The sequence below is a fragment of the Brachybacterium paraconglomeratum genome (genome assembly GCF_039541415.1).
GTDB classification, from domain to species: Bacteria; Actinomycetota; Actinomycetes; order Actinomycetales; family Dermabacteraceae; genus Brachybacterium; species Brachybacterium paraconglomeratum_A.
Genome location: NZ_BAABGE010000008.1, coordinates 168,306 through 187,501, shown reverse-complemented (window position 1 = coordinate 187,501; position 19,196 = coordinate 168,306). Strand labels below are relative to the sequence as shown.

Annotated in this window: 19 protein-coding genes; 14 read left to right on the top strand and 5 right to left on the bottom strand. The window is 70.3% G+C overall.

The features are described from left to right. The first annotated feature begins 239 nt into the window (after positions 1-239). The 7 genes from ABD893_RS13720 to ABD893_RS13690 are packed head-to-tail and all read left to right on the top strand — an operon-like array spanning position 240 to position 7,785. Positions 240-1,895, top strand: coding sequence for a TIGR04028 family ABC transporter substrate-binding protein (locus tag ABD893_RS13720; RefSeq protein WP_345081310.1), 1,656 nt, complete (start codon positions 240-242; stop codon positions 1,893-1,895). Between the two features lie 9 nt (positions 1,896-1,904). Continuing rightward, the gene (locus ABD893_RS13715) at positions 1,905-2,891 is read left to right on the top strand and encodes an ABC transporter permease (RefSeq protein ID WP_345081307.1); all 987 of its coding nucleotides are present in this window, start codon (positions 1,905-1,907) and stop codon (positions 2,889-2,891) included. Further along, entirely contained in the window at positions 2,888-3,784 is an 897-nt protein-coding gene (locus ABD893_RS13710) for an ABC transporter permease (RefSeq protein WP_345081304.1), read from the top strand. The genes ABD893_RS13715 and ABD893_RS13710 overlap by 4 nt, the downstream gene beginning before the upstream one ends. Then, entirely contained in the window at positions 3,781-5,541 is a 1,761-nt protein-coding gene (locus ABD893_RS13705) for a dipeptide ABC transporter ATP-binding protein (protein WP_345081301.1), read from the top strand. The genes ABD893_RS13710 and ABD893_RS13705 overlap by 4 nt, the downstream gene beginning before the upstream one ends. Further along, positions 5,538-6,635, top strand: coding sequence for a putative FMN-dependent luciferase-like monooxygenase (locus ABD893_RS13700; protein WP_345081298.1), 1,098 nt, complete (start codon positions 5,538-5,540; stop codon positions 6,633-6,635). Before ABD893_RS13705 ends, ABD893_RS13700 begins: the two co-directional genes overlap by 4 nt. Next, positions 6,632-7,195: a CMD domain protein gene (locus ABD893_RS13695; RefSeq protein ID WP_345081295.1), complete on the top strand. Its 564-nt coding sequence runs from the start codon at positions 6,632-6,634 to the stop codon at positions 7,193-7,195. The genes ABD893_RS13700 and ABD893_RS13695 overlap by 4 nt, the downstream gene beginning before the upstream one ends. Then, positions 7,192-7,785: an alkylhydroperoxidase domain protein gene (locus ABD893_RS13690; RefSeq protein ID WP_345081293.1), complete on the top strand. Its 594-nt coding sequence runs from the start codon at positions 7,192-7,194 to the stop codon at positions 7,783-7,785. Before ABD893_RS13695 ends, ABD893_RS13690 begins: the two co-directional genes overlap by 4 nt. 86 nt (positions 7,786-7,871) lie before the next feature. Here the strand turns inward: ABD893_RS13690 and ABD893_RS13685 are convergent, their stop codons facing one another. Both ABD893_RS13685 and ABD893_RS13680 read right to left on the bottom strand, forming a co-directional pair. Further along, entirely contained in the window at positions 7,872-8,525 is a 654-nt protein-coding gene (locus tag ABD893_RS13685; RefSeq protein WP_345081290.1) for an MBL fold metallo-hydrolase, read from the bottom strand. 200 nt (positions 8,526-8,725) lie between these two features. Next, positions 8,726-9,598, bottom strand: a complete 873-nt coding sequence (locus ABD893_RS13680) for a helix-turn-helix domain-containing protein (RefSeq protein ID WP_345081287.1) — start codon at positions 9,596-9,598, stop codon at positions 8,726-8,728. Positions 9,599-9,702: 104 nt separating this feature from the next. Between ABD893_RS13680 and melA the strand changes: the two genes are divergently transcribed. From melA to ABD893_RS13660, 4 genes are read left to right on the top strand one after another with little or no spacing between them, the layout of a single operon-like run. Continuing rightward, complete coding sequence (melA, locus tag ABD893_RS13675; RefSeq protein WP_345081284.1) at positions 9,703-11,091, top strand: alpha-glucosidase/alpha-galactosidase; 1,389 nt, start codon at positions 9,703-9,705, stop codon at positions 11,089-11,091. 39 nt (positions 11,092-11,130) lie between these two features. Beyond that, positions 11,131-12,414, top strand: a complete 1,284-nt coding sequence (locus ABD893_RS13670) for an ABC transporter substrate-binding protein (RefSeq protein WP_345081282.1) — start codon at positions 11,131-11,133, stop codon at positions 12,412-12,414. Continuing rightward, on the top strand, positions 12,398-13,279 hold the full coding sequence (locus ABD893_RS13665) for a carbohydrate ABC transporter permease (protein WP_345081279.1): 882 nt from the start codon (positions 12,398-12,400) through the stop codon (positions 13,277-13,279). Before ABD893_RS13670 ends, ABD893_RS13665 begins: the two co-directional genes overlap by 17 nt. Next, entirely contained in the window at positions 13,276-14,172 is an 897-nt protein-coding gene (locus tag ABD893_RS13660; RefSeq protein ID WP_345081276.1) for a carbohydrate ABC transporter permease, read from the top strand. Before ABD893_RS13665 ends, ABD893_RS13660 begins: the two co-directional genes overlap by 4 nt. 12 nt (positions 14,173-14,184) lie before the next feature. Here ABD893_RS13660 and ABD893_RS13655 read toward each other — a convergent pair whose 3' ends face one another. Then, positions 14,185-15,084, bottom strand: coding sequence for an ArgP/LysG family DNA-binding transcriptional regulator (locus tag ABD893_RS13655; protein ID WP_345081273.1), 900 nt, complete (start codon positions 15,082-15,084; stop codon positions 14,185-14,187). Positions 15,085-15,169: 85 nt separating this feature from the next. Here ABD893_RS13655 and ABD893_RS13650 point away from each other — a divergent pair, with 85 nt between their 5' ends. Further along, a complete protein-coding gene (locus ABD893_RS13650; RefSeq protein ID WP_345081270.1) occupies positions 15,170-15,772 on the top strand; it encodes a LysE/ArgO family amino acid transporter in 603 nt (200 codons plus the stop codon). A gap of 158 nt (positions 15,773-15,930) precedes the next feature. Here ABD893_RS13650 and ABD893_RS13645 read toward each other — a convergent pair whose 3' ends face one another. Together ABD893_RS13645 and ABD893_RS13640 are read right to left on the bottom strand one after the other, a co-directional pair. Then, entirely contained in the window at positions 15,931-16,305 is a 375-nt protein-coding gene (locus tag ABD893_RS13645; protein ID WP_345081268.1) for a hypothetical protein, read from the bottom strand. A gap of 127 nt (positions 16,306-16,432) precedes the next feature. Further along, positions 16,433-16,987: an ankyrin repeat domain-containing protein gene (locus tag ABD893_RS13640; RefSeq protein WP_345081266.1), complete on the bottom strand. Its 555-nt coding sequence runs from the start codon at positions 16,985-16,987 to the stop codon at positions 16,433-16,435. Positions 16,988-17,098: 111 nt separating this feature from the next. Between ABD893_RS13640 and ABD893_RS13635 the strand changes: the two genes are divergently transcribed. Then, complete coding sequence (locus ABD893_RS13635; protein WP_345081263.1) at positions 17,099-17,398, top strand: hypothetical protein; 300 nt, start codon at positions 17,099-17,101, stop codon at positions 17,396-17,398. Positions 17,399-17,486: 88 nt separating this feature from the next. Continuing rightward, positions 17,487-19,196, top strand: coding sequence for a D-lactate dehydrogenase (gene dld, locus ABD893_RS13630; protein ID WP_345081260.1), 1,710 nt, complete (start codon positions 17,487-17,489; stop codon positions 19,194-19,196).

Here is a 19,196-nt window from a genome sequence, read left to right as displayed (position 1 = left end):
AGACCTCGACGTCTATCCCGACACCGCCGCGCCGCCAGCTCCTACACCCTCATCTGTGAAGAGCCAGTATAGGCATGGGCGCTGGAGTGGCGTATGCCACTGGCCAGCCCCTGGACTCGCCTATACATGTTTCGCACTATGGCCGACCATTAGGTCATCTTTGGTCGACGTGCTCCACTGGAGCCACCCGATCCGCACCGTCGGGGCGCCCTGCCCCTTTGCTCCTTGAGGAACTCGCCATGCTCTCCCTCTCACGTCGCTCCGCTCTCGCCCTCGGTCTCGGTCTTCCTGCTGCGATGGCGCTCGCCGCCTGCGGTGGAGGGGGCAGCGCAGGCGACGGCGCAGCGGCCGGCGAGCCACAGCAGGGCGGCACGCTCACCTACCTCGAGCCGCAGACCTGGACCACCCTGTACCCGCCGGCCGGAGGCTTCTACCCCAACGGCGGCCTGATCAACAACCTCACCGACCGCCTGCTCTATCAGAACCCCGAGACCCTTGCGCTCGAGCCGTGGATCGCCACCGCCCTGCCCGAGGTCAACGAGGACGCCACCGAGTACACGTTCACGCTGCGGGAGGGTGCGAGCTACTCCGACGGCACTCCGATCGACGCCGAGAACGTGGTGAAGAACTTCGACCTCTACGGCATCGGCGATCCCGAGCGGGCGCTGACCGTCTCCGAGGCGATCAACAACTACGACCGCGGCGAGGTCGTCGATGCGACCACGGTGAAGTTCTTCTTCTCCGCTCCGTCGCCGGGCTTCCCCCAGGCCGTCTCGACCATCAACTCGGGCCTGCTCTCGAGTGCGACCCTGGACCGCTCGGGCGAGCAGTTCGGTCCCGGCAACGCGGCGGACCTCATCGCCTCGGGGCCGTTCGTGGTCTCGGCCGAGGAGATCGGCACCCAGATCACCCTCGCCGTGCGCGAGGACTACGACTGGGCCCCGGCCTCCCTCGGGCACGAGGGCCGCGCCTATCTCGACGAGATCGTCTACCTCGTCGCCTCCGAGTCGAGCGTGCGCGTGGGCACCGTGACCTCGAACCAGGCCCACATCGCGCGCCAGATCGATGCGCCCGACGAGCCCCAGTTCGAGGCCGACGGCCTGGTGCTCTACGCCGCGCCCACCAATGGAGTGAACAACTCCCTCAGCTTCCGCTTCCGCGATCCCGCGCTCGAGGACATCGCCACCCGCCAGGCACTGATCGCCGCGATCGACCGCCAGGCGATCGTGGACACCCTGTTCACCGCGAACTACCCGCTCGCCACCGGCGCCCTCGGGGCGAAGGCGCTGGGCTACGTCGACACCTCCGAGCACTACGTGCATGACCCCGCGCTGGCGGCCACGCTGCTCGATGAGGCCGGCTGGGTGGTGGGGGCCGACGGCACCCGCACGAAGGACGGCGCACCGCTGACGCTGACCTTCAACGAGGCGCTCCCGCAGCCGCGCTCGCGCGAGGTCGTCACCCTCATCCAGGAGCAGCTCGCCGCGCTCGGCATCGACGTGCAGCTGCTGCCCGGCGATCAGGCCACCCAGGACGCCGCACGCGCCGAGCCCGGCGAGGTGCAGGTCTATCACTCGATGGTCGCCCGCTCGGACTACGACGTCATCAAGTCCCAGTTCTCCTCGGAGAACCGCAATGCGCTGCTGAACGGCCATCCCGACGGCACCGTCGGTGACGAGGAGCTCGATGCGCTGTTCGCACAGATCGCCTCGACGCCCGACGAGGAGGGTCGCGCCGAGGCCTCCGCCGCCGCGCAGGCCCACCTCGCCGAGCAGGCGCTGATCCTCCCGCTGTTCGAGGAGCCGCAGGTCTTCGGGCACGTCGACGCGGTGCAGGGCTTCTCCACCGAGTCCGTGGCGCGCCCGAGCTTCTACGACACCTGGCTCGCGAGCTGAGGCGCCGCCATGGCCTACGTCCGGCGCCGCATCGGCGGCGCGCTCCTGGTGCTGGTGCTCGCGTTCATCGGGGCCTACATCCTGCTCGCCGCGCTCCCGGGGGATGCGGTCCTGGCCCGCTACGGCAACCCCGATCTGGGGCTGACCGCTGCGCAGCTGGCCGAGATCCGCGCCGCCTACGGGGCGGACCGCTCCCAACTCGTGCAGTTCTTCGAGACCGCCGGCTCCTTCCTGCGCGGGGATCTCGGCTACTCGATCCAGAGCGGTGCGGCGGTCTCCGCCCTGCTCGCCGAGGCCTTGCCCTCGACGCTGACCCTCGCCGCCCTCGGCCTGGTGAGCGCCGTGGTGCTCGCCGTGGTCATCGCGGTCACGGCCACCCATCCCGGGCTGCGCGGCCACCGCGCCGCCCGCGCCCTGCGGAACCTGCTGCGGGGACTGCCGCCGCTGATGGTCTCGCTGCCGGTGTTCTGGATCGGCATCGTGCTGATCCAGGTGTTCTCCTTCCAGCTGGGCCTGGTCCCGGTGCTCAACGCCGGCCCGATTGAGTCGCTGATCCTGCCGGTGGCGACCCTCGCGATCCCGATCGCGGCCCCGCTCGCCCAGGTGCTGATCCGCTCGATCGACGAGGTCCTCGCCCAGCCCTTCGTGTCCGTCGCCCGCGCCCGCGGCGCCACGAACACCTGGCTGCTGAGCCGCACCGTCGCCCGCAACGCCATGCTGCCCGCGCTGACCATGGCAGGGCTCCTGTTCGGTGAGCTCGTGGGCGGCGCCGTCGTCACCGAGGCGGTGTTCGGGCGGATGGGCATCGGCCAGCTCACCGCGCAGGCCGTCGCCGCCCGCGACACCCCCGTGCTGCTGGCCGTGGTGGTCATCTCCACGGTCGTCTTCGTCCTGATCAACCTCGTCGTGGACCTGCTCTACCCGGTCCTCGACGCACGGCTGCGGCGCTCGGACGCCGCCGCCCCGACCCGCAGAGCGGCGGTGGCCGCCCGATGAGCACCCAGTCCCTCACCCGTCCCGGAGCCCCGGCCGGCCCCGGCGCTCCGGCCCGCGCCCCCCGTCTCTCTGCACTGCGCCTCGTTGCTCGACGCCTGGCCGCCCTGCGCCCCGGCGTCGTGCTCTCCGCCCTGGTGCTGCTGACCGCGCTCGCCTGGGCGCTGCTGCCGGGGGTGTTCACTGCCCAGAGCCCGACGGCCTCCGTCGGCGCCTCCCTGCAGGCCCCGAGCGCCGAGTTCTGGTTCGGCACCGATGCGACCGGGCGCGACGTCTTCGCCCGCGTCGTCCACGGCGCCTCGCACTCGATCACCGCGGCCGTGGTCGCGGTCGCCGTCGGACTCGTCGTCGGCACCACCCTCGGCGTGATCGCAGGTTCTGTCGGCGGTTTCGTCGAGGAGGCGCTCATGCGCCTGGTCGACGTGCTGCTCGCGATCCCCGGGCTGCTGCTGTCGCTGTCGGTGGTGATCCTGCTGGGCTTCGGCACCACCAACGCGGCCATCGCCGTGGGCATCACCTCGATCGCGACCTTCGCGCGGCTGAGCCGCTCGCGGGTGATCTCGGTGCGCCGCAGCGAGTACGTCGAAGCGGCCTTCGGCTCCGGCGGCACGCTGCCGGCGATCCTGTGGCGCCACATCCTGCCCAACTCCGCCGCCCCCGTCATCGCGCTCGCCGCGCTGCAGCTGGGCTCGGCGATCCTGCAGATCTCCACCCTCGGCTTCCTCGGCTACGGTGCTCCGCCGCCCACCCCCGAGTGGGGGCTGCTGATCGCCGAGGGCCGCGACTACGTCGCCACCGCCTGGTGGCTCACGCTGCTGCCGGGCCTGGTCGTCGCCGCCGTCGTGCTCGCCACCAACCGCCTCAGCAGCGCCATCGGACAGGGGGAGAGCGCATGACCACCACGCAGCCCCAGCCGCTGCTCAACGTCACCGGGCTGCGCATCGCCTACCGCACCCGCCGCGGGCAGGTCGAGGCCGTGCGCGGGATCGACCTGAGCGTCGCCCGCGGTTCCGTCACCGCGCTGGTCGGTGAATCCGGCTCCGGCAAGTCCAGCGCCGCCCAGGCCGTGATCGGCCTGCTCGCCGAGAACGGCGCCGTCACGGGTGGGTCCATCGCGCTCACCGGGGCCGACGGGGTGCGCGAGGAACTCGTGGGCCTCCCCGAGCGGGCCTGGCGCGAGCTGCGCGGCACCCGCATCGGCCTGATCCCGCAGGACCCCACCAGCTCCCTGGACCCGGTGCGGACGATCGGCGCGAGCGTCGGTGACCCGCTGCGAATCCACGGCTGGCGCGATAGGGAGCGGATCGAGGCGAGGGTGATCGAGCTGCTCGAACGCGTGGGCCTCGATGATCCCGCGACCCGCGCCCACCAGTACCCGCATGAGCTCTCCGGCGGCATGCGTCAGCGCGTGCTCATCGCCGCCGCCCTGGCGCTGGAGCCCGAGCTGCTGATCGCCGACGAGCCCACGAGCGCCCTGGACGTCACCGTCCAGGCCACCGTCCTGGATCTCATCGACGAGCTGCGTGTCGCCACCGGCGCGGGCGTCCTGCTGATCACCCACGACCTCGCCGTGGCGGCGGACCGCGCCGACTCCCTCGTGGTGCTGCGCGGCGGAACGGTCGAGGAGGCCGGGCCGACGGCGCAGGTGCTCGCGGCCCCGTCGGCCGAGTACACCCGCACCCTGCTCTCGGACGCCCCCTCCCTGCGGCAGATCGTCGACCGGGCTCCGCACCGGCCCACCGCCGGCGAGGCATCCCTGGTGCGGGTCCGCGACCTGCGCCAGGAGTTCCACCGGCGCGGCAGCGGCGAACCCTTCGTCGCCGTCGACAACGTGTCCTTCGAGATCCCGCGCGGCATCACCCACGCCCTGGTGGGGGAGTCCGGCTCGGGCAAGACCACCACCGGCCGCGCGATCGCGGGCTTCCGCGCCCCCACCTCCGGCAGCGTCCTGGTGGGCGACACGGAGGTCACGCAGCTCGGCACCGGGAAGCGGCTGCGGGAGTTCCGCAGCACCGTGCAGCTGGTCCACCAGAACCCCTTCGGCTCGCTCGATCCGCGGCAGTCGATCTCCGAGATCCTCGAGGAGCCGCTGCGCAACACCCGTCGCGGCAACCGCGCCGAGCGCCGCTCCGCCGCCCTGCACCACCTCGAGCTGGTGGCCCTGCCGCCAGAGGTCGCGACCCGGCGCCCCCGGGAGCTCTCGGGCGGGCAGCGCCAGCGGGTCGCGATAGCGCGCGCGCTGATCCTGCAGCCCGAGGTGGTGGTGCTCGACGAGGCGGTCTCCGCGCTCGACGTCACCGTGCAGGCGCAGATCCTGCGGCTGCTGGCCCGCCTGCAGGACGAACTGGCGCTGACCTACGTGTTCATCTCGCACGATCTCGCCGTGGTCCGGCAGGTCGCCGACACCGTCACGGTGATGCGCCGAGGCCAGCAGGTCGAGAGCGGGGAGGTGGGCAGGGTCCTCGAGGACCCGCACCACGAGTACACCCGGCAGCTGCTCGCCGCGATCCCCGGCACCGAGCGTGCCTGGGGCCACCACCACCGTGCCACGACGGACCGAGCGGAGTCCGGCCGCAGTATGCCGGCTCCTCACGAGTCGGCCCCTGGCGCGCACCGCCGCACCGCATCCCCCGAGGAGATCACCGCATCATGACCCGACCCCGTCTGGGCCTGTTCACCCGCCTGCTCGAGGAGGCGCCCGCCGCGGACCGCTACCGCTTCGCACTCGAGCAGATCGCCCGCGCCGACGAGCTCGGCTTCGCCTCCGCCTGGGTGGCCCAGCACCACTTCGGAGAGCACGAGGGCGGGCTGCCCTCGCCCTTCGTGCTGCTCGCCGCCGCAGCCCAGCGCACTCGGCGCATCGCCCTCGGGACCGCCGTGGTGACTCTCCCGATCGATGACCCGCTGCGCGTCGCCGAGGACGCCGCCGTGCTCGATGCCCTCAGCGGCGAACGGGTCCAGCTCGGCATCGCCGCCGGCGGCACCCCAGGCTCCTTCCCCGCCTTCGGCAGGGACCCGAGTGCCCGCCGGGAGATCTTCGCCGATCATCTCGAGGTGCTGCGCGACGCCCTCGCCGGGCGCGGAGTGCGCGGCACCGACTCGAGGATCTATCCCGCTGCCGGTGACCTGGGGCAGCGGATCTGGCAGGCCACCTTCTCGGTCGACGGCGGCAGGCGTGCTGGGGAGACCGGCGACGGCCTGCTGCTCTCCCGCACTCAGCCCCGCCCCGAGGGTGAGCACGACCGTCCCCTCCACGAGCTCCAGCTGCCCATCATCGAGGCCTACCTGGCAGCGCTCCCGGACGGTGCGTCTCCGCGGATCCTCGCCTCCCGCACCGCGCTCGTCGTCGACTCTGCGGACCGCCCCCGCGCTCTCGAGCTCGCCGAGCCGGGCCTGCGGGAGCTCGCCGCCCTCCAGCCGGGCTTCGACGCCGCGGGCGCCACCCTCGCGCAGCTCATCGCGGTCACCGACACCCATGTCGGCACAGTCGAGGAGGTCTCCGAGAGCCTCGCGGCCGATGCGACGCTGCCGCAGGCCACCGACGTGTCCTTCCAGGTCCACTCGATCGCCGCCCCGCACGAGATGACCCTGCGCAGCCTCGAGCTGCTCGCCACCGAGGTCGCCCCGCAGGTCGGCCTCGCGACCGGGACCGAGGCCGCCGAGGCCCTGCGCACCGCCCACCGCGACCCCTCGTCGGCGCCCCCCACCGACCACGCCATCTCCACCCCGAAGGGACCAGCCGCATGAGCGACCCTGTTGTCGACGCCGTAGATGTCATCGACCACCTCGCCGGGGAGGGAGAGGGCGGGCAGATCGCCCGCCTGCGCTCCCTGCGCCCCCAGGCCCGCGAGAATGCGCAGCGCAGCTACGAGGCGCTGCTGGAACCGGCCGATCCCGGCAGTGTCCCGCTGCGCGAGCGCTACGCCGTGGCCGCCTACGTGGCCCAGCTGCACGGGCCCGGCCCCGCCGCCGAGCTGTACCTCGAGAACCTGCGCGATGAGGACGAGGACCTGGCGGAGCTGATCGCCGCGGGCCGCTCCACCGGTGAGCAGCACCTCGACGCGGGGCTCGCCCACGCCGAGCTGCTCGTGCAGCGCCCACGGGACGCCGAACCCTCTCATCTGCGCACCCTCGAAGCGGCCGGCTGGGACGCCGACGGGATCGTGACGCTCTCCCAGCTGGTCTCCTTCCTGACCTTCCAACTGCGGGTCGCCCACGGACTGGCCGTTCTCGCCGGGAACCCCGCGCCCCCCACGCACCCCGCGCCCACCACGCACGCCATCCCGACGACGGAGGAGACCCGATGACCCGCCCCGAGACCTTCACCCAGGACAGCCTCGGCTGGGTCCCCTGGGTCGAGCCCGTCGAGCGCGAGGACCTCACCGCGGAACAGGACGCCGCGCTGCTGGACGACTTCCGCCGCGCCTCCCCGTACTTCCGCCTGCTCGCACGGGATCCGCACGCGCTGCGCACCCGCACCCTCACCGACCAGGACATCTTCTTCAACACCGAGGGCGGGGCCGGCCGCGCGGAGCGAGAGCTCGCGGCGACCGCGACCTCCCGCACCAACGGCTGCATCTACTGCGCCTCCGTGCACTCGGCTGCCGCGACCCGTGAATCCGGCCGCCACGATGATGTGCAGCGCCTGCTCGACGAGGGCGTCGGCGCGGAGCTGGGCTCCGAGGCGTGGAACGCGATCGCCGAGGCCGCCGACGTCCTCACCCACCTCCCGCTCGACTTCGGACCCGCGCAGATCGAGCGCCTGCGCGCGGCCGGCCTCAGCGATGCGGAGATCGTCGACGTCATCAACGGCGCCGCCTTCTTCAACTGGGCCAATCGGCTCATGCTCTCCCTCGGGGAGCCTGAGGTGCCTGCCAGGAAGAAGAGTCGTTCGTGAGCTGAACCGTCCGGTCGAGCGATGCCGTCGCGCGTGCGTCCGCCGACCTCGACGACGAGAACCGGCGACATCGTGCGCACATGTCGCTACGCAGGCGCCCCGGGCCTGTCGACGCGGTCGGCAGCGGGTCGCCACGGCTCGTGCACGTGCGCGAGCCAGACCTCCTCGGGGTCGAGCGCGCGGATCAGCCGCTGTCCGTCGGTGTGCGGCTCGTCCAGCTCGCCGAACCACACCGCGGTGTCGCCGCAGATCACGACGGGGCGCGCCCCGGTCTCGATCACGACGATCTGCGACCCGGTGGTATGGCCCGGCGCCGGGACCAGCCGGATGCCGGGAAGGAGCTCGAGCTCTCCGTCGACCGCCACGTACTGCAGTCCGGGAGCGTCGACCCACTCGCGAATCGTGTAGCCGTCCTCGCTGTGGGCGTCCTCGAGCTCCTGGCGCTGCACGTAGATAGGCCGTCCGGTGAAGAGGTGGTTTCCGCCGCAGTGATCCGCGTGGAGGTGGGTGTTGACGACGATGTCGATGCCGGCGACATCGAAGTCCTGCTCGTTCAGGGGAAAGAGGAGAGGATCGAAGGCGGCGACCACCGCCGGGTGCGGCACCGTCATGCCGGTGTCGACCAGGATCCTGCCCGCAGGGTGGTCGATGACGTGCACGCAGACGGGCATGATCTCGCCCTCGACGTGCAGCTCGACGACGACGATCGGGGTGACGGTGATGGCGGCCTCAGCGGTCATCGGTCTCGGGCTCCGTCCTGGAGCGTTCGCACGACGTTCATGGCGTGACAGTAGACGCCGACAGTTTCTTGCGCCAGGGTGCTGACGGGGTTGCTGACGTACTCGCCGGTCGCGGCGTTGTCGTGTCGCCGACGACTTCAGAGGCATCTGGTGCCGAGATGCGGGAAGAGAGCGGCCAGGGCGTCCTCCGCGGCGGGAACTCACCGCCCCTGGCGCCGATACTCCCGCGGCGTCATCCCGCACGCCGCGCTCACGTGCTCGTAGAAGCTGCTGAGCGAGCCGAAGCCTGCAGCGTCGGCGATCTCGGTGATCCGCAGCGAGGTGGTCAGCAGCAGCCGCTGCGCCTCGGCGACCCGGCACATCGTCACGTAGTCGCCGAGGGTGACCCCGGCGGTGCGGCGGAACACCGTCATCGCGTGCGAGGGAGTGAGGTGCACGGAGGCTGCGATGTCGGCGATCGCGAGCGGTGAGCGGTGGTTCTCCCGTACGTGCTGCGCCATGGTGCTGACCTGCCGCAGCCGGGCGGCTGGCACGGAGCCTGCGCCGTCGGCGGGAGGTTCGGGGTGCGCGAGGGAGGAGGCGCGCAGGATCCGGCGCACCGCCGCCTGGATCTCGAGCAGCGCGATCTGGGCGCTGTCGTCCGCGTCGTTCTCTCCGCCACCGGGTTCGCTCCCTCCTACCTCCTCGCCCCACCGTTCGGCCGTGTGCGCGATGCGCAGTGCGAGGTCGGGGGCGTGGGTGATGAGCGGCTGGGCGCTGAGCAGGGGAGCGGTCTGCGATTCCGGCAGGCCCCAGGAGAGGAACATGCTGAAGGGGACGTGCACCCAGCACATGTCGCCGGTGCGGGAATCGACGAGGCCGTGGGGCTGGGCGGCCCAGAACACGGCGATCTCGCCTTCGCGGATCGTCAGCGGCTGCCCGCCGAAGAGGTAGTGCAGCTGGCCGTCGAGCACCACGTTGATCTCGACGTCGTCGTGGCGGTGCATCGAGAACATCGGCGGTGGGGGCCCGCGGCGGATCCAGAGGCCGGCGGGCATCTCCTCGACTGCGTCGCTGAGCGGCCACTGTGTCATGCCTGCACGGTAGACCATCGCCGGCAGGATACACCGTAGGATCCTGGAACTTTCGCCAACGATCCCGGGAGACCTCCGACCCTGTGCGGCTCTAGCGTGGGGGCATGACAACGACGTTCGTGAAGAATCCCAAGATCACCCTCATCGGCGCCGGCGGTTTCGTGTTCCCGTTCCGGCTCATCGGGGACATCCTCTCCTTCCCCGCGCTGCGCGATTCGACTCTCACCCTGATGGACGTGAACCCCGACAAGCTCGGCCCCGTCGCCGCCGCGACCCGCGAGCTCGTGGACCACCACGGCTTCCCGACCACGGTCGAGGAGACCACCGATCGCCGCGCGGCGCTCGAGGGGGCGAACATCGTGATCATCACCTTCCAGGTGGGCGGAGTGGAGTCCTATAAGCACGACGTCGAGATCCCGCGGAAGTACGGGATCGACCAGACCGTCGGCGACACCGTGGGCCCCGGCGGTGTGTTCCGCTTCCTGCGCTCCGTGGCCGCCTACGACGAGATCGCGGCCGACGCCCTCGAGGTGTGCCCGAACGCCACCTTCATCAACTACGCGAACCCCATGGCGATGGCCACCGCGTACCTGAACGCGAAGGGCTTGCGCACCGTGGGGCTGTGCCACAGCGTGCAGGGCACCACCCGCATGCTCGCCCGCACCCTGGGCGTGCCCTACGACGAGATCTCCTACCGCTGCGCCGGCATCAACCACCAGGCCTGGATCCTTGAGTTCAGCCGCGGCCAGGAGGACCTGTACCCGCAGGTTCGCGAGGTGATGGCTGCGAAGCACCAGCGCGGCCGCGGCGCCGAAGACCTCGCCGGTGACGATGGCGATCACTCGGAGGCGGCCGACGCAGCCAGCACCTATGAGGGCGGCAACGAGCAGGTGCGCACCTCGATCATGAACGCCTTCGGCTACTTCCAGACCGAGTCCAGCCACCACGCCTCGGAGTACCTGCCCTACTTCCGAAAGACCCCCGAGCTGGCCCGGGAGTTCATCCCCGAGCGCTGGGACTACTACGAGATCTGCGCAGCCCATGACGACCAGGGCGACATCGACACGCAGCTGACGAAGCTCAAGGCCGAGCTCGCCCCGAGCGTCGAGTACGGCGCGCAGATCGCGAACTCGATCGTCTCCGGCACCCCGAGCGTGGTTCACGGCAACGTGCCCAACGGCGGCGCCCTGATCACGAACCTCCCGGACGACGCCTGCGTCGAGGTGCCCTGCCTGGTCGACGCCCGCGGCATCCAGCCCACTGCCATCGGCGACCTCCCGCCGCAGCTCGCTGCGCTGAACCGCACCAACGTCAACGTGCAGACCCTCGCCGTGCGCGCGGCGCTCGAGGGGACCGTGGAGAACGTCCACCACGCCGTGGCGCTGGATCCGCTGACCGCCGCTCTGCTCACCCTCGAGGACGCCCGGGCGATGACGGATGAGCTGCTCGCGGCGCATGCGGACCGGCTGCCGGAGCGACTCCAGCAGCACTGATCCACCCCCGTCGTTCGTCGCTCAAAGGAGAGTGAATTCGTGAGACCCCCGCAGATCGGACGCCGCCAGATCCTGGCGGTCGCCGGCATCTCGGTGACCGGTGCCCTGGCCGCATGCAGCGGCCAGGACACCGGCACCCAGCACCTTCGGCTCTCGTCGTGGAACATCCCCATCGACCTCGAGTCGTACCAGGCGATCGCCGATCGCTTCGTCGCAGACCACCCGGGAACGTCCGTCGCCGTGGAGGTGACGACGGGTTCGTTCCATCAGTGGTTCATCACGCGGCTCGCCGCGGATCTCGCCCCGGACATCATCCGCATCACCCCGCAGCAGATCGGCCGGTATGCCGCCAACGGCAGCCTGCTCGATCTCTCCCAGGCGATCCCTGCCGACTACCAGCAGGACTGGAGCGAACCCTTCTGGGCGATCGGCCAGCGGCAGAACGGCATCTTCGGCGTCTTCCAGCACACCGACAACTTCATCACCTACTACAACCGCGCGGTGATGGAGCAGATCGGGGTGCAGCCCCCGACGGCGCTCGCGGACGCCTGGACCTGGGAGCAGTTCCTGGAGGTCTCCGCCGAGGTGAAGAAGGCGACGGGCAACTACGCCTTCTCCTACGGCTGGAGCGGCCCGGACACCGCCTACCGCTGGATGCCGCTGATCTACCAGAACGGCGGCGCATTCCTCGGCGAGGACGGACTCACCCCCTCCATGGACTCCGACGAGGCGATCGAAGCGCTCGCCTTCGGCCGCCGGTGGTACGCCGACGGGCTGGTCAGCCCCAGCAACATGAGCAAGTCCGGTGGCGGGCACGTCGACTTCGACCTGTTCACCACCGGGCAGGTGGGCATGGCGCTGACCAACCCGGAGGCGATCGCAGCGTTCGACGAGGCAATGCCAGGGGAATGGGGGACCGCCCCCATGATCCGCAACAGCGGCGAAGCCTCCGACCTCGGCGGCAACACCCTCGCCGTCACGAGGTCCACCAAGCATCCCGAACTCGCGGCGGAGCTCGTCGCCTACATGACCAGCCGCGAGAACATCCAGGAGTTCTGCCACCACGGCAACTGGATCCCCTCCCGCACCTCCCTCAGTGCGGAGGACATCGGCTACGCCGACCACGAGGACGTCATGCAGCAGTTCATCGACCAGGGCACCACGATCCCGCTGTCGATGGTGAAGGCCCAGTCGGGCGAGTACTTCAGCTCGCTGAACACCGTGTTCGCCGACTACCTCGACCTGTGCTTCCTGGGGCAGCTCACGCCCCAGGAGGCCTCGGCCCAGATGATGGAGGCGATGCTCAGTGTCACGTCCCGCTGACAGGCGCACCCGCCTGACCCCATACCTCTTCATCGGCCCGGCCGCACTGCTGTTCGCCGCCTTCTCCCTGATCCCGATCATCATCGCGATCACCCTCAGCTTCCAGGACACCCAGACCCTCGGCGAGGGCCAGTGGGTGGGCCTGGACAACTACGCCCAGATGGGCTCCGACGCTCTGTTCCGCACCGCGCTGCTGAACACGCTCATCTTCACGATCGGCACCGTGCCCACGGCGATGGCCGCGGGCCTCGCGCTCGCCGTGGCGCTGAACCGCCCGCTCCCCGGCCGCGGAGTGCTACGGGCGATGTTCTTCGTCCCCATGGTCGCCGCAGGCGTGGTGGTCGGCGTGATCATGTCCTGGATCTTCAACGTCGACTACGGCGTCGCCAACAACGCCCTCGCTCTGCTGGGGATCGACCGGATCCCGTGGCTGACCTCGCCGTCGATGGCGATGTTCACCCTGATCCTCGTGGTGGTGTGGACCCGGATCGGGTTCTGCATGGTCATCTACCTCGGCGCCCTGCAGTCGATCCCCTCCGAGCTCAAGGAGGCCGCGGCGATCGACGGCGCGGGGCGCTGGGCACGCTTCCGCTCCATCACCGTCCCGATGCTCACCCCCACCACCTCCATCCTCCTCATCCTCAACGTGGTGTTCTCGATCCAGGCGTTCGACGTCATCTACGTGATGACCGGTGGCGGCCCGGGCTTCTCCACCACGGTCCTCATCCAGTACGTGTTCCGCTCCGCCTTCCAGGACGGCCAGATGGGCTACGCCGCCGCGCTCGGCCTGGTCCTCGTCGGAATCCTGCTGGTCTTCACCCTGCTGCGACAGCAGGCGTCCAAGAGAGCGGAGAGCTTCCTGTGAGCACCACCCTGGGCCCGGCAGCGTCGCCGGCCACGACGACCCCCACCTCGCCCGCGCGAGCACGCCGGGCGCGCACGTCGCCCCGCCGCTGGCTGCTGTTCGCCGTGCTCGCCACCCTCGCGCTGCTGATGATCTTCCCGCTGTACTGGATGGTCATCTCCGCGCTCACCCCGGGCGGGCAGTCGCAGAGCTCCGAGTTCTACCTGTGGCCTGCGGAGCCGAGCTTCGCGAACTTCTCGGAGGTGTTCTCCACCCAGCCCGTGTGGCGCTGGATCGCGAACTCGACGTTCATCGCCGTGGTCACCACCGCGATCTCCGTGTGCGTCTCGCTCGGAGCGGGCTACGCGCTGGCGAAGTACCGCTTCATGGGCAAGGGCCTGCTGTACACGGCGTTCCTCATCACCATCATGATCCCCATCCAGGTCACCCTGGTGCCCTCGTTCCTGGTGGTGGCGCGGCTGGGGCTCGTGGACTCGCCCTGGGCGGTCATCCTGCCCACGGCCTTCGACGTGGTGGGCATCTTCATCGCCCGCCAGTTCATGCTCGCCGTGCCCAACGCCCTCGTGGAGGCGGCCCGCGTGGACGGCGCCGGAGAGTTCCGGGCCTTCTTCTCCGTGGTGCTGCCCACCTGCGGGCCGCTCATCGGGGTGCTCGTGATCCTCGCCTTCATGGCGCGGTGGAACGACTTCCTGTGGCCGATGGTGGTGCTGCAGGGCAACGAGAGCCTCACCGTCCCGGTGGCGCTGTCCACGCTCACGAACAACCCGGCCTTCGCCTCCCCGTGGGGCGCCGTGATGGCAGTCGCGACCGTGACGGTGCTGCCGATCCTGGTGGTGTTCCTGGCGTTCCAGCGGCAGTTCGTGCAGGGGATCTCGAGCACCGGGATCAAGTGAGGCGCAGGGCGATCAGCCCTGCTCGAGCTCTCGCCGGGCGGTGTCGAGCACCGCGTCCGTGAGCGCCTCGAGCAGGGCCGACGGCGTCTTCGCCACCTGCCAGTACAGGGCAGAGGTGACCGGGTCCCCGCCGAGCGCGATCAGCTCGCCGCTCGCGAGCAGGGGCTCGGCCTGCATGGTCAGCAGCATCCCCCAGCCGAGCCCGGCGACGACCGCATCGGCAAGCTCGTGGGTGGAGGGCACCAGGTGGCGCGGGGCGAGCGCAGGATCCACGCCCTGCCTGCGCAGCCACGTCGCCTGCAGGTCATCGCTCGCGTCGTAGTCGATCCGCGGGGCCCGGGCGAGGACCTCCGGGCCGACGGGACCGCTCGTGTTCCCGGCCCAGCGCTCCCGCCACGCGGGGGAGGCGACCGCGACGTAGACGATGCTGCCCAGCGGCAGGGAGCGATATCCGGGCGGGGCCGACGGCGCCGAGGTCACGGCCGCGAGGGCCGCACCGGTGGTGAGCAGGCGCGCGGTCTCGTCCTGATCCTCGCGCTGCAGCTCCAGCTGTGCGTCATGCTCCCGGGCGAACATCGCAAGCGCCGGCACGAACCAGGTGGCGAGCGAGTCGGAGTTCACCGCGATCCCGATCCGGGGATGCTCGCCCTGCGCCTCGAGCCCGAGCGCCGCCCGCGCCTCCTGCTCGAGGAGCGCCTGGCCGCGGGCGAAACGCACCACGACTTCGCCGGGAGGAGTGAGCCGCACCGGCTTCGCCCGCACCAGCAGGCGCTGGCCCAGCTGCTGCTCGAGCAGCTTCAACCGCTGGCTCACCGCCGACGGGGTCATGTGCTGGAGCCGGGCCGCGGCCTCGAGCGTGCCCTCCTCGGCGACGAGGCGAAGCGTCTCCGCGAGGGAGGGATCGATGCGCATCCCCAGAGCGTAGATGAAGCACAGCTTCAGGTGGTGCAGGAATGCTCGCTGGTGCTTCATCACTGGTGGCTCTAACGTCAAGCGGGTGACCGCTGCACTGCACGGCCTCCTCGCCGGCCTCACCCTCATCATCGCCATCGGCTCCCAGAACGTGTTCGTGCTCCGTCAGGGCATCCGACGCGAGCACGTGCTGCCCGTGGTGGCCGTGTGCATCGCCTCGGACGCCGTGCTCATCACGGCCGGGGCCGGCGGGCTCGGCGCCCTGGTGCGGGCCGTGCCCGAGGTGGTCGTCGCCGCGCGCTGGGCCGGCGTCGCCTTCCTCCTCGGCTACGCGGCGCTCGCCGCGCGCCGGGCGCTGCGCGGCGGTGAATCCTTGCAGGCCGACGGGGCCGGGCGCGGGAGCGGGCTCGGCGCCGTGGTCGCCACCGCGCTCGCGCTCACCTGGCTGAACCCGCACGTCTACCTCGACACCGTGCTGCTGCTCGGCTCCATCGCCTCCACCCACGGCGCACAGGCGTGGCTGTTCGCCCTGGGGGCGGTGGTCGGCAGCACGATCTGGTTCACGGCGCTGGGGTTTGGAGCTCGAGGGTTAGGGCGGGTGCTGTCGAGTGCAAGGTCCTGGCGGGTGCTCGACGGGGTGGTGGCCGTGACGATGGTGATGGTCGCCGGGATGCTGGCGCTCGGATGATCTCCTGGCTGCCATCGCTGTCGCGTTTCCTGCCGGGCTGATCTGACACCGTGCCTCGCGATCGGCTGCGCCGCTCGTGCGCCGGGCTCGAAGCTACTCGAAGAAATTTAGAGTAGTTGCGATTAGATTCGAGCTGACGCCGATGGCGACCCCACTCCTCATCGGAGTGACCATGTAGCACGTGGGTCGCGAGGCGCCTTGCCTTCCCAGCGGACCACACCGCTCGCGCGCATCTCTTCGAGCAGCGCGCGCGCCCAGGGGCGGGAGTGTCCGGTTGCCGCGACGATGTCCAGGGGTTTGGTGGGATCTGCAAGCCCGGGGAAGCGGCCGGGACTCTCGATCTCGATGTGCGAGGGGAAGATGCTCGCGCGGATGTGGCCCCCTGCCATCGAGTAGTTGCGGTGCACGACGGCATTGACCAGGCCCTCCAGCCAGGCATCCTTCGGAACGAGGGGCTGATCGGTGAACCGTCCACGGGGGCCGAGGATCCGGAGTTCGATGACGTTCGCCCCGTTGACCTGCGAAACGGCCAAGAGCCCGGCGCACGCCACGGCCGGAGTGAGGAGCACGAATGCGAGGCGGCGACGTGATGATGGCGTGCGTGAGCCGGGCGGAGGGTGGCGTCACCGTCGAGGTGTGACCTGGTGAGTCGCCAGCGGCTCACTCCTGGAGATCGCTCTTCCGCTTCTCGTAGTCGAGCATCATCCGGTGGGGGAGGGGACGATTCTGCGCAGCCATCTCGATCGATTCCCGCACGGTCCGGAGTCCCATGTTCCCGCGTGCGTCGAGGTTGAGATCGGGGCGTTCGAAGAAGGCTTCATAGAGCGGCTCGGCCTCATCGTCCTCGAGCATGTAGTTGTCGAACAGGATGGCGAGCGGGGCACCGCGCTTCGAATCGATCCGATTGATCGGCGCTCCTCCGGCAAGGAGGCGGCGCAGCAGCTGAGCATCTTGCTCCGGCTCGAACTCATCGTTCGTGAGGAGGACGTGCAGGACCGTCACGCCGCTGTGGGTAACGATGCCCGGATCTGCGCCGTCATCGAGGAGCCTGTTCGTGATCGCGACACGAGCGTCAAGGTCGGGGTTCACGAGGGCGCCGAAGAGGACTGTGTCCCCGGCCGCTTCCGAGCGGTACGTAGGAGTCGTCGCCGGATCGTAGGCGGCGAGGAACTCCTGCTCGTCGGCCTCTTCTGCCAGGAAGATGGGGTTTGCCATGAGTCTCCCTCGTCGTGGAATGTCCGTGCACCCTAGCTGGTGCGGGGCGTGACGGCGCGGGCGTGGACGGGGAACCATCTCCGCTCCGGTTGTCACACCCGTGGAGTATCAATGGTGCTGACCCTCGACTCCACGGAGCTGATCACCATGGCACTCTCCCTCATTCCCTGGGACGTCCGCGAGGAGCACCGGGGCCGGCACATGTTCCGGATGCTCGAGCGCGAGAGCCTGCGCCGCGATGGGCTCCCGTGCGGTACCCAGGAGGATCTTGACCAGCTCCAGCAGTGGAAGAGCGGCCTCGCGGGCCTGGGCCCCGGCGTCGTCGTCGACTATGTGCCCGAGCATCCGCAGGGGTTCGTCCTCGTCTTTGCCAGGGAGGGCGAGGATCTGATCAGGATGCCCAAGGGGTAGCCGGCCGGGAGGCTACGCTGGCTGCAGCCCATGACGGTCCGGGGCGCTCCTCGCGTCGGACCCCACCGCAGCGAGGGAGCAGTCGGATATGCATGCACGGCGAACGCGCGGAGGATCGGAAGCACTCGAGGCCTTCACCCAGATCATGGGACGCAAGCACGTCCTCACCTCGGCGCGCGCGACCGCCCCCTACGCCACGGGTGACCGCTTCGGGGCGGGCGAGGTGCTCGCCGTGCTGCGGCCGGGATCGCTGGTGGACATGTGGCGCGCCCTGCAGGTGTGCGTGGATCACGACCTGATCGTCATCACCCAGGCCGCCAACACCGGGCTCACCGGTGGCTCCGGGCCCGGCGATCAGGACTACGACCGCGATATCGTCATCCTCTCCACGCTGCGGATCGACCAGATCCATCTGCTCCACGATGCCCGTGAGGCGATCTGCCTGCCCGGCTCCACCCTCTTCGCACTCGAGGAGACGCTCGCCCAGCACGGGCGCGAGCCGCACTCGGTGATCGGCTCGACCTCGATCGGGGCAACCGTGGTGGGCGGCATCGCCAACAATTCCGGCGGCACCCAGATCCGCAAAGGCCCGGCGTACACCGAGCAGGCGATTTTCGCGCGGGTCGATGAGCACGGGAAGATCCAGCTCGTGAACCACCTGGGCATCGATCTCGGTTCCGACCCCACGCACATCCTGGACCGGCTGCAGCGAGGCGAGTGGGAGGCCGCCGACGTCACCCCGCCGCCGCCTGACTCGACCGGCACCGCCTATGCCGATCATGTGCGCCAGCTCGCCGGCACCCCGGCCCGCTTCAACGCCGATCCGACCTTCCTCCATGAGGCCTCGGGCTGCGCCGGGAAGTTGATGGTGTTCGCGGTGCGCACCCGCACGTTCCCGCTCGAGAAGGACAAGGCGACCTTCTATATCGGCACCGACCGTCCGGCGGACCTCGAGGGTCTGCGCCGCACCTTCCTCGCCGCGGACGCCCCTTTGCCGATCTCCGGGGAGTACATGAGCGCGCACGCCTTCGACCTGGCCGTGACGTATGGGAAGGACACGTACGTCTCCCTCAAGCACGCCGGCTCCCGCACCCTGGTGCGCATGTTCGCCCTGAAGAGCTGGGCGAACGGGGTCCTGGCGAAGGTTCCGGGGCTGGGGCCGTCGGTGGCCGACGCGATCTCCCAGAAGCTGTTCGCCCTGGTGCCGGAGAAGCTCCCGGCGCGCCTGGTCGAGCACCGCGACCGGTACGCCCATCACCTGCTGCTGGTGGTCAGCGGCAGCCAGCGGGAGGCGACCGCGCAGCTGCTGACGGAGTTCTTCACCGCGCCCGAGCACGAGGGCGCGTTCTTCGAGTGCGACGCCGACGAAGCCGAGAGCGCCACCCTGATCCGCTTCGGCGTGGCCAGCGCCGCCAGCCGCTTCTTCGTCATGCACCGCAGCGAGGCCTCGGCGATGGTCACCTTCGACGTCGCGTTGCGCCGGGACGACGAGGACTGGCTCGAGGTGCTGCCCCCACAGATCGCCGACCAGCTGCTGGAGAGCGTCTACTTCGGGCACTTCTTCTGCCACGTGCTGCACCAGGACCACGTGGCGAAGAAGGGCGTGGACCCGGTGGCGCTGAAGAAGGAGATGACGGCGCTGCTCGTGGACCGCGGCGCCGCCGTGCCCGCCGAGCACAACTTCGGGCGCATCTACCCGGCACCCGAGCCGATGATCCAGCACTTCCAGCAGCTCGACCCGCTGAACATGTTCAATGCCGGGGTCGGGGAGACCTCGGCGCGGAAGGGGTGGGCGTGA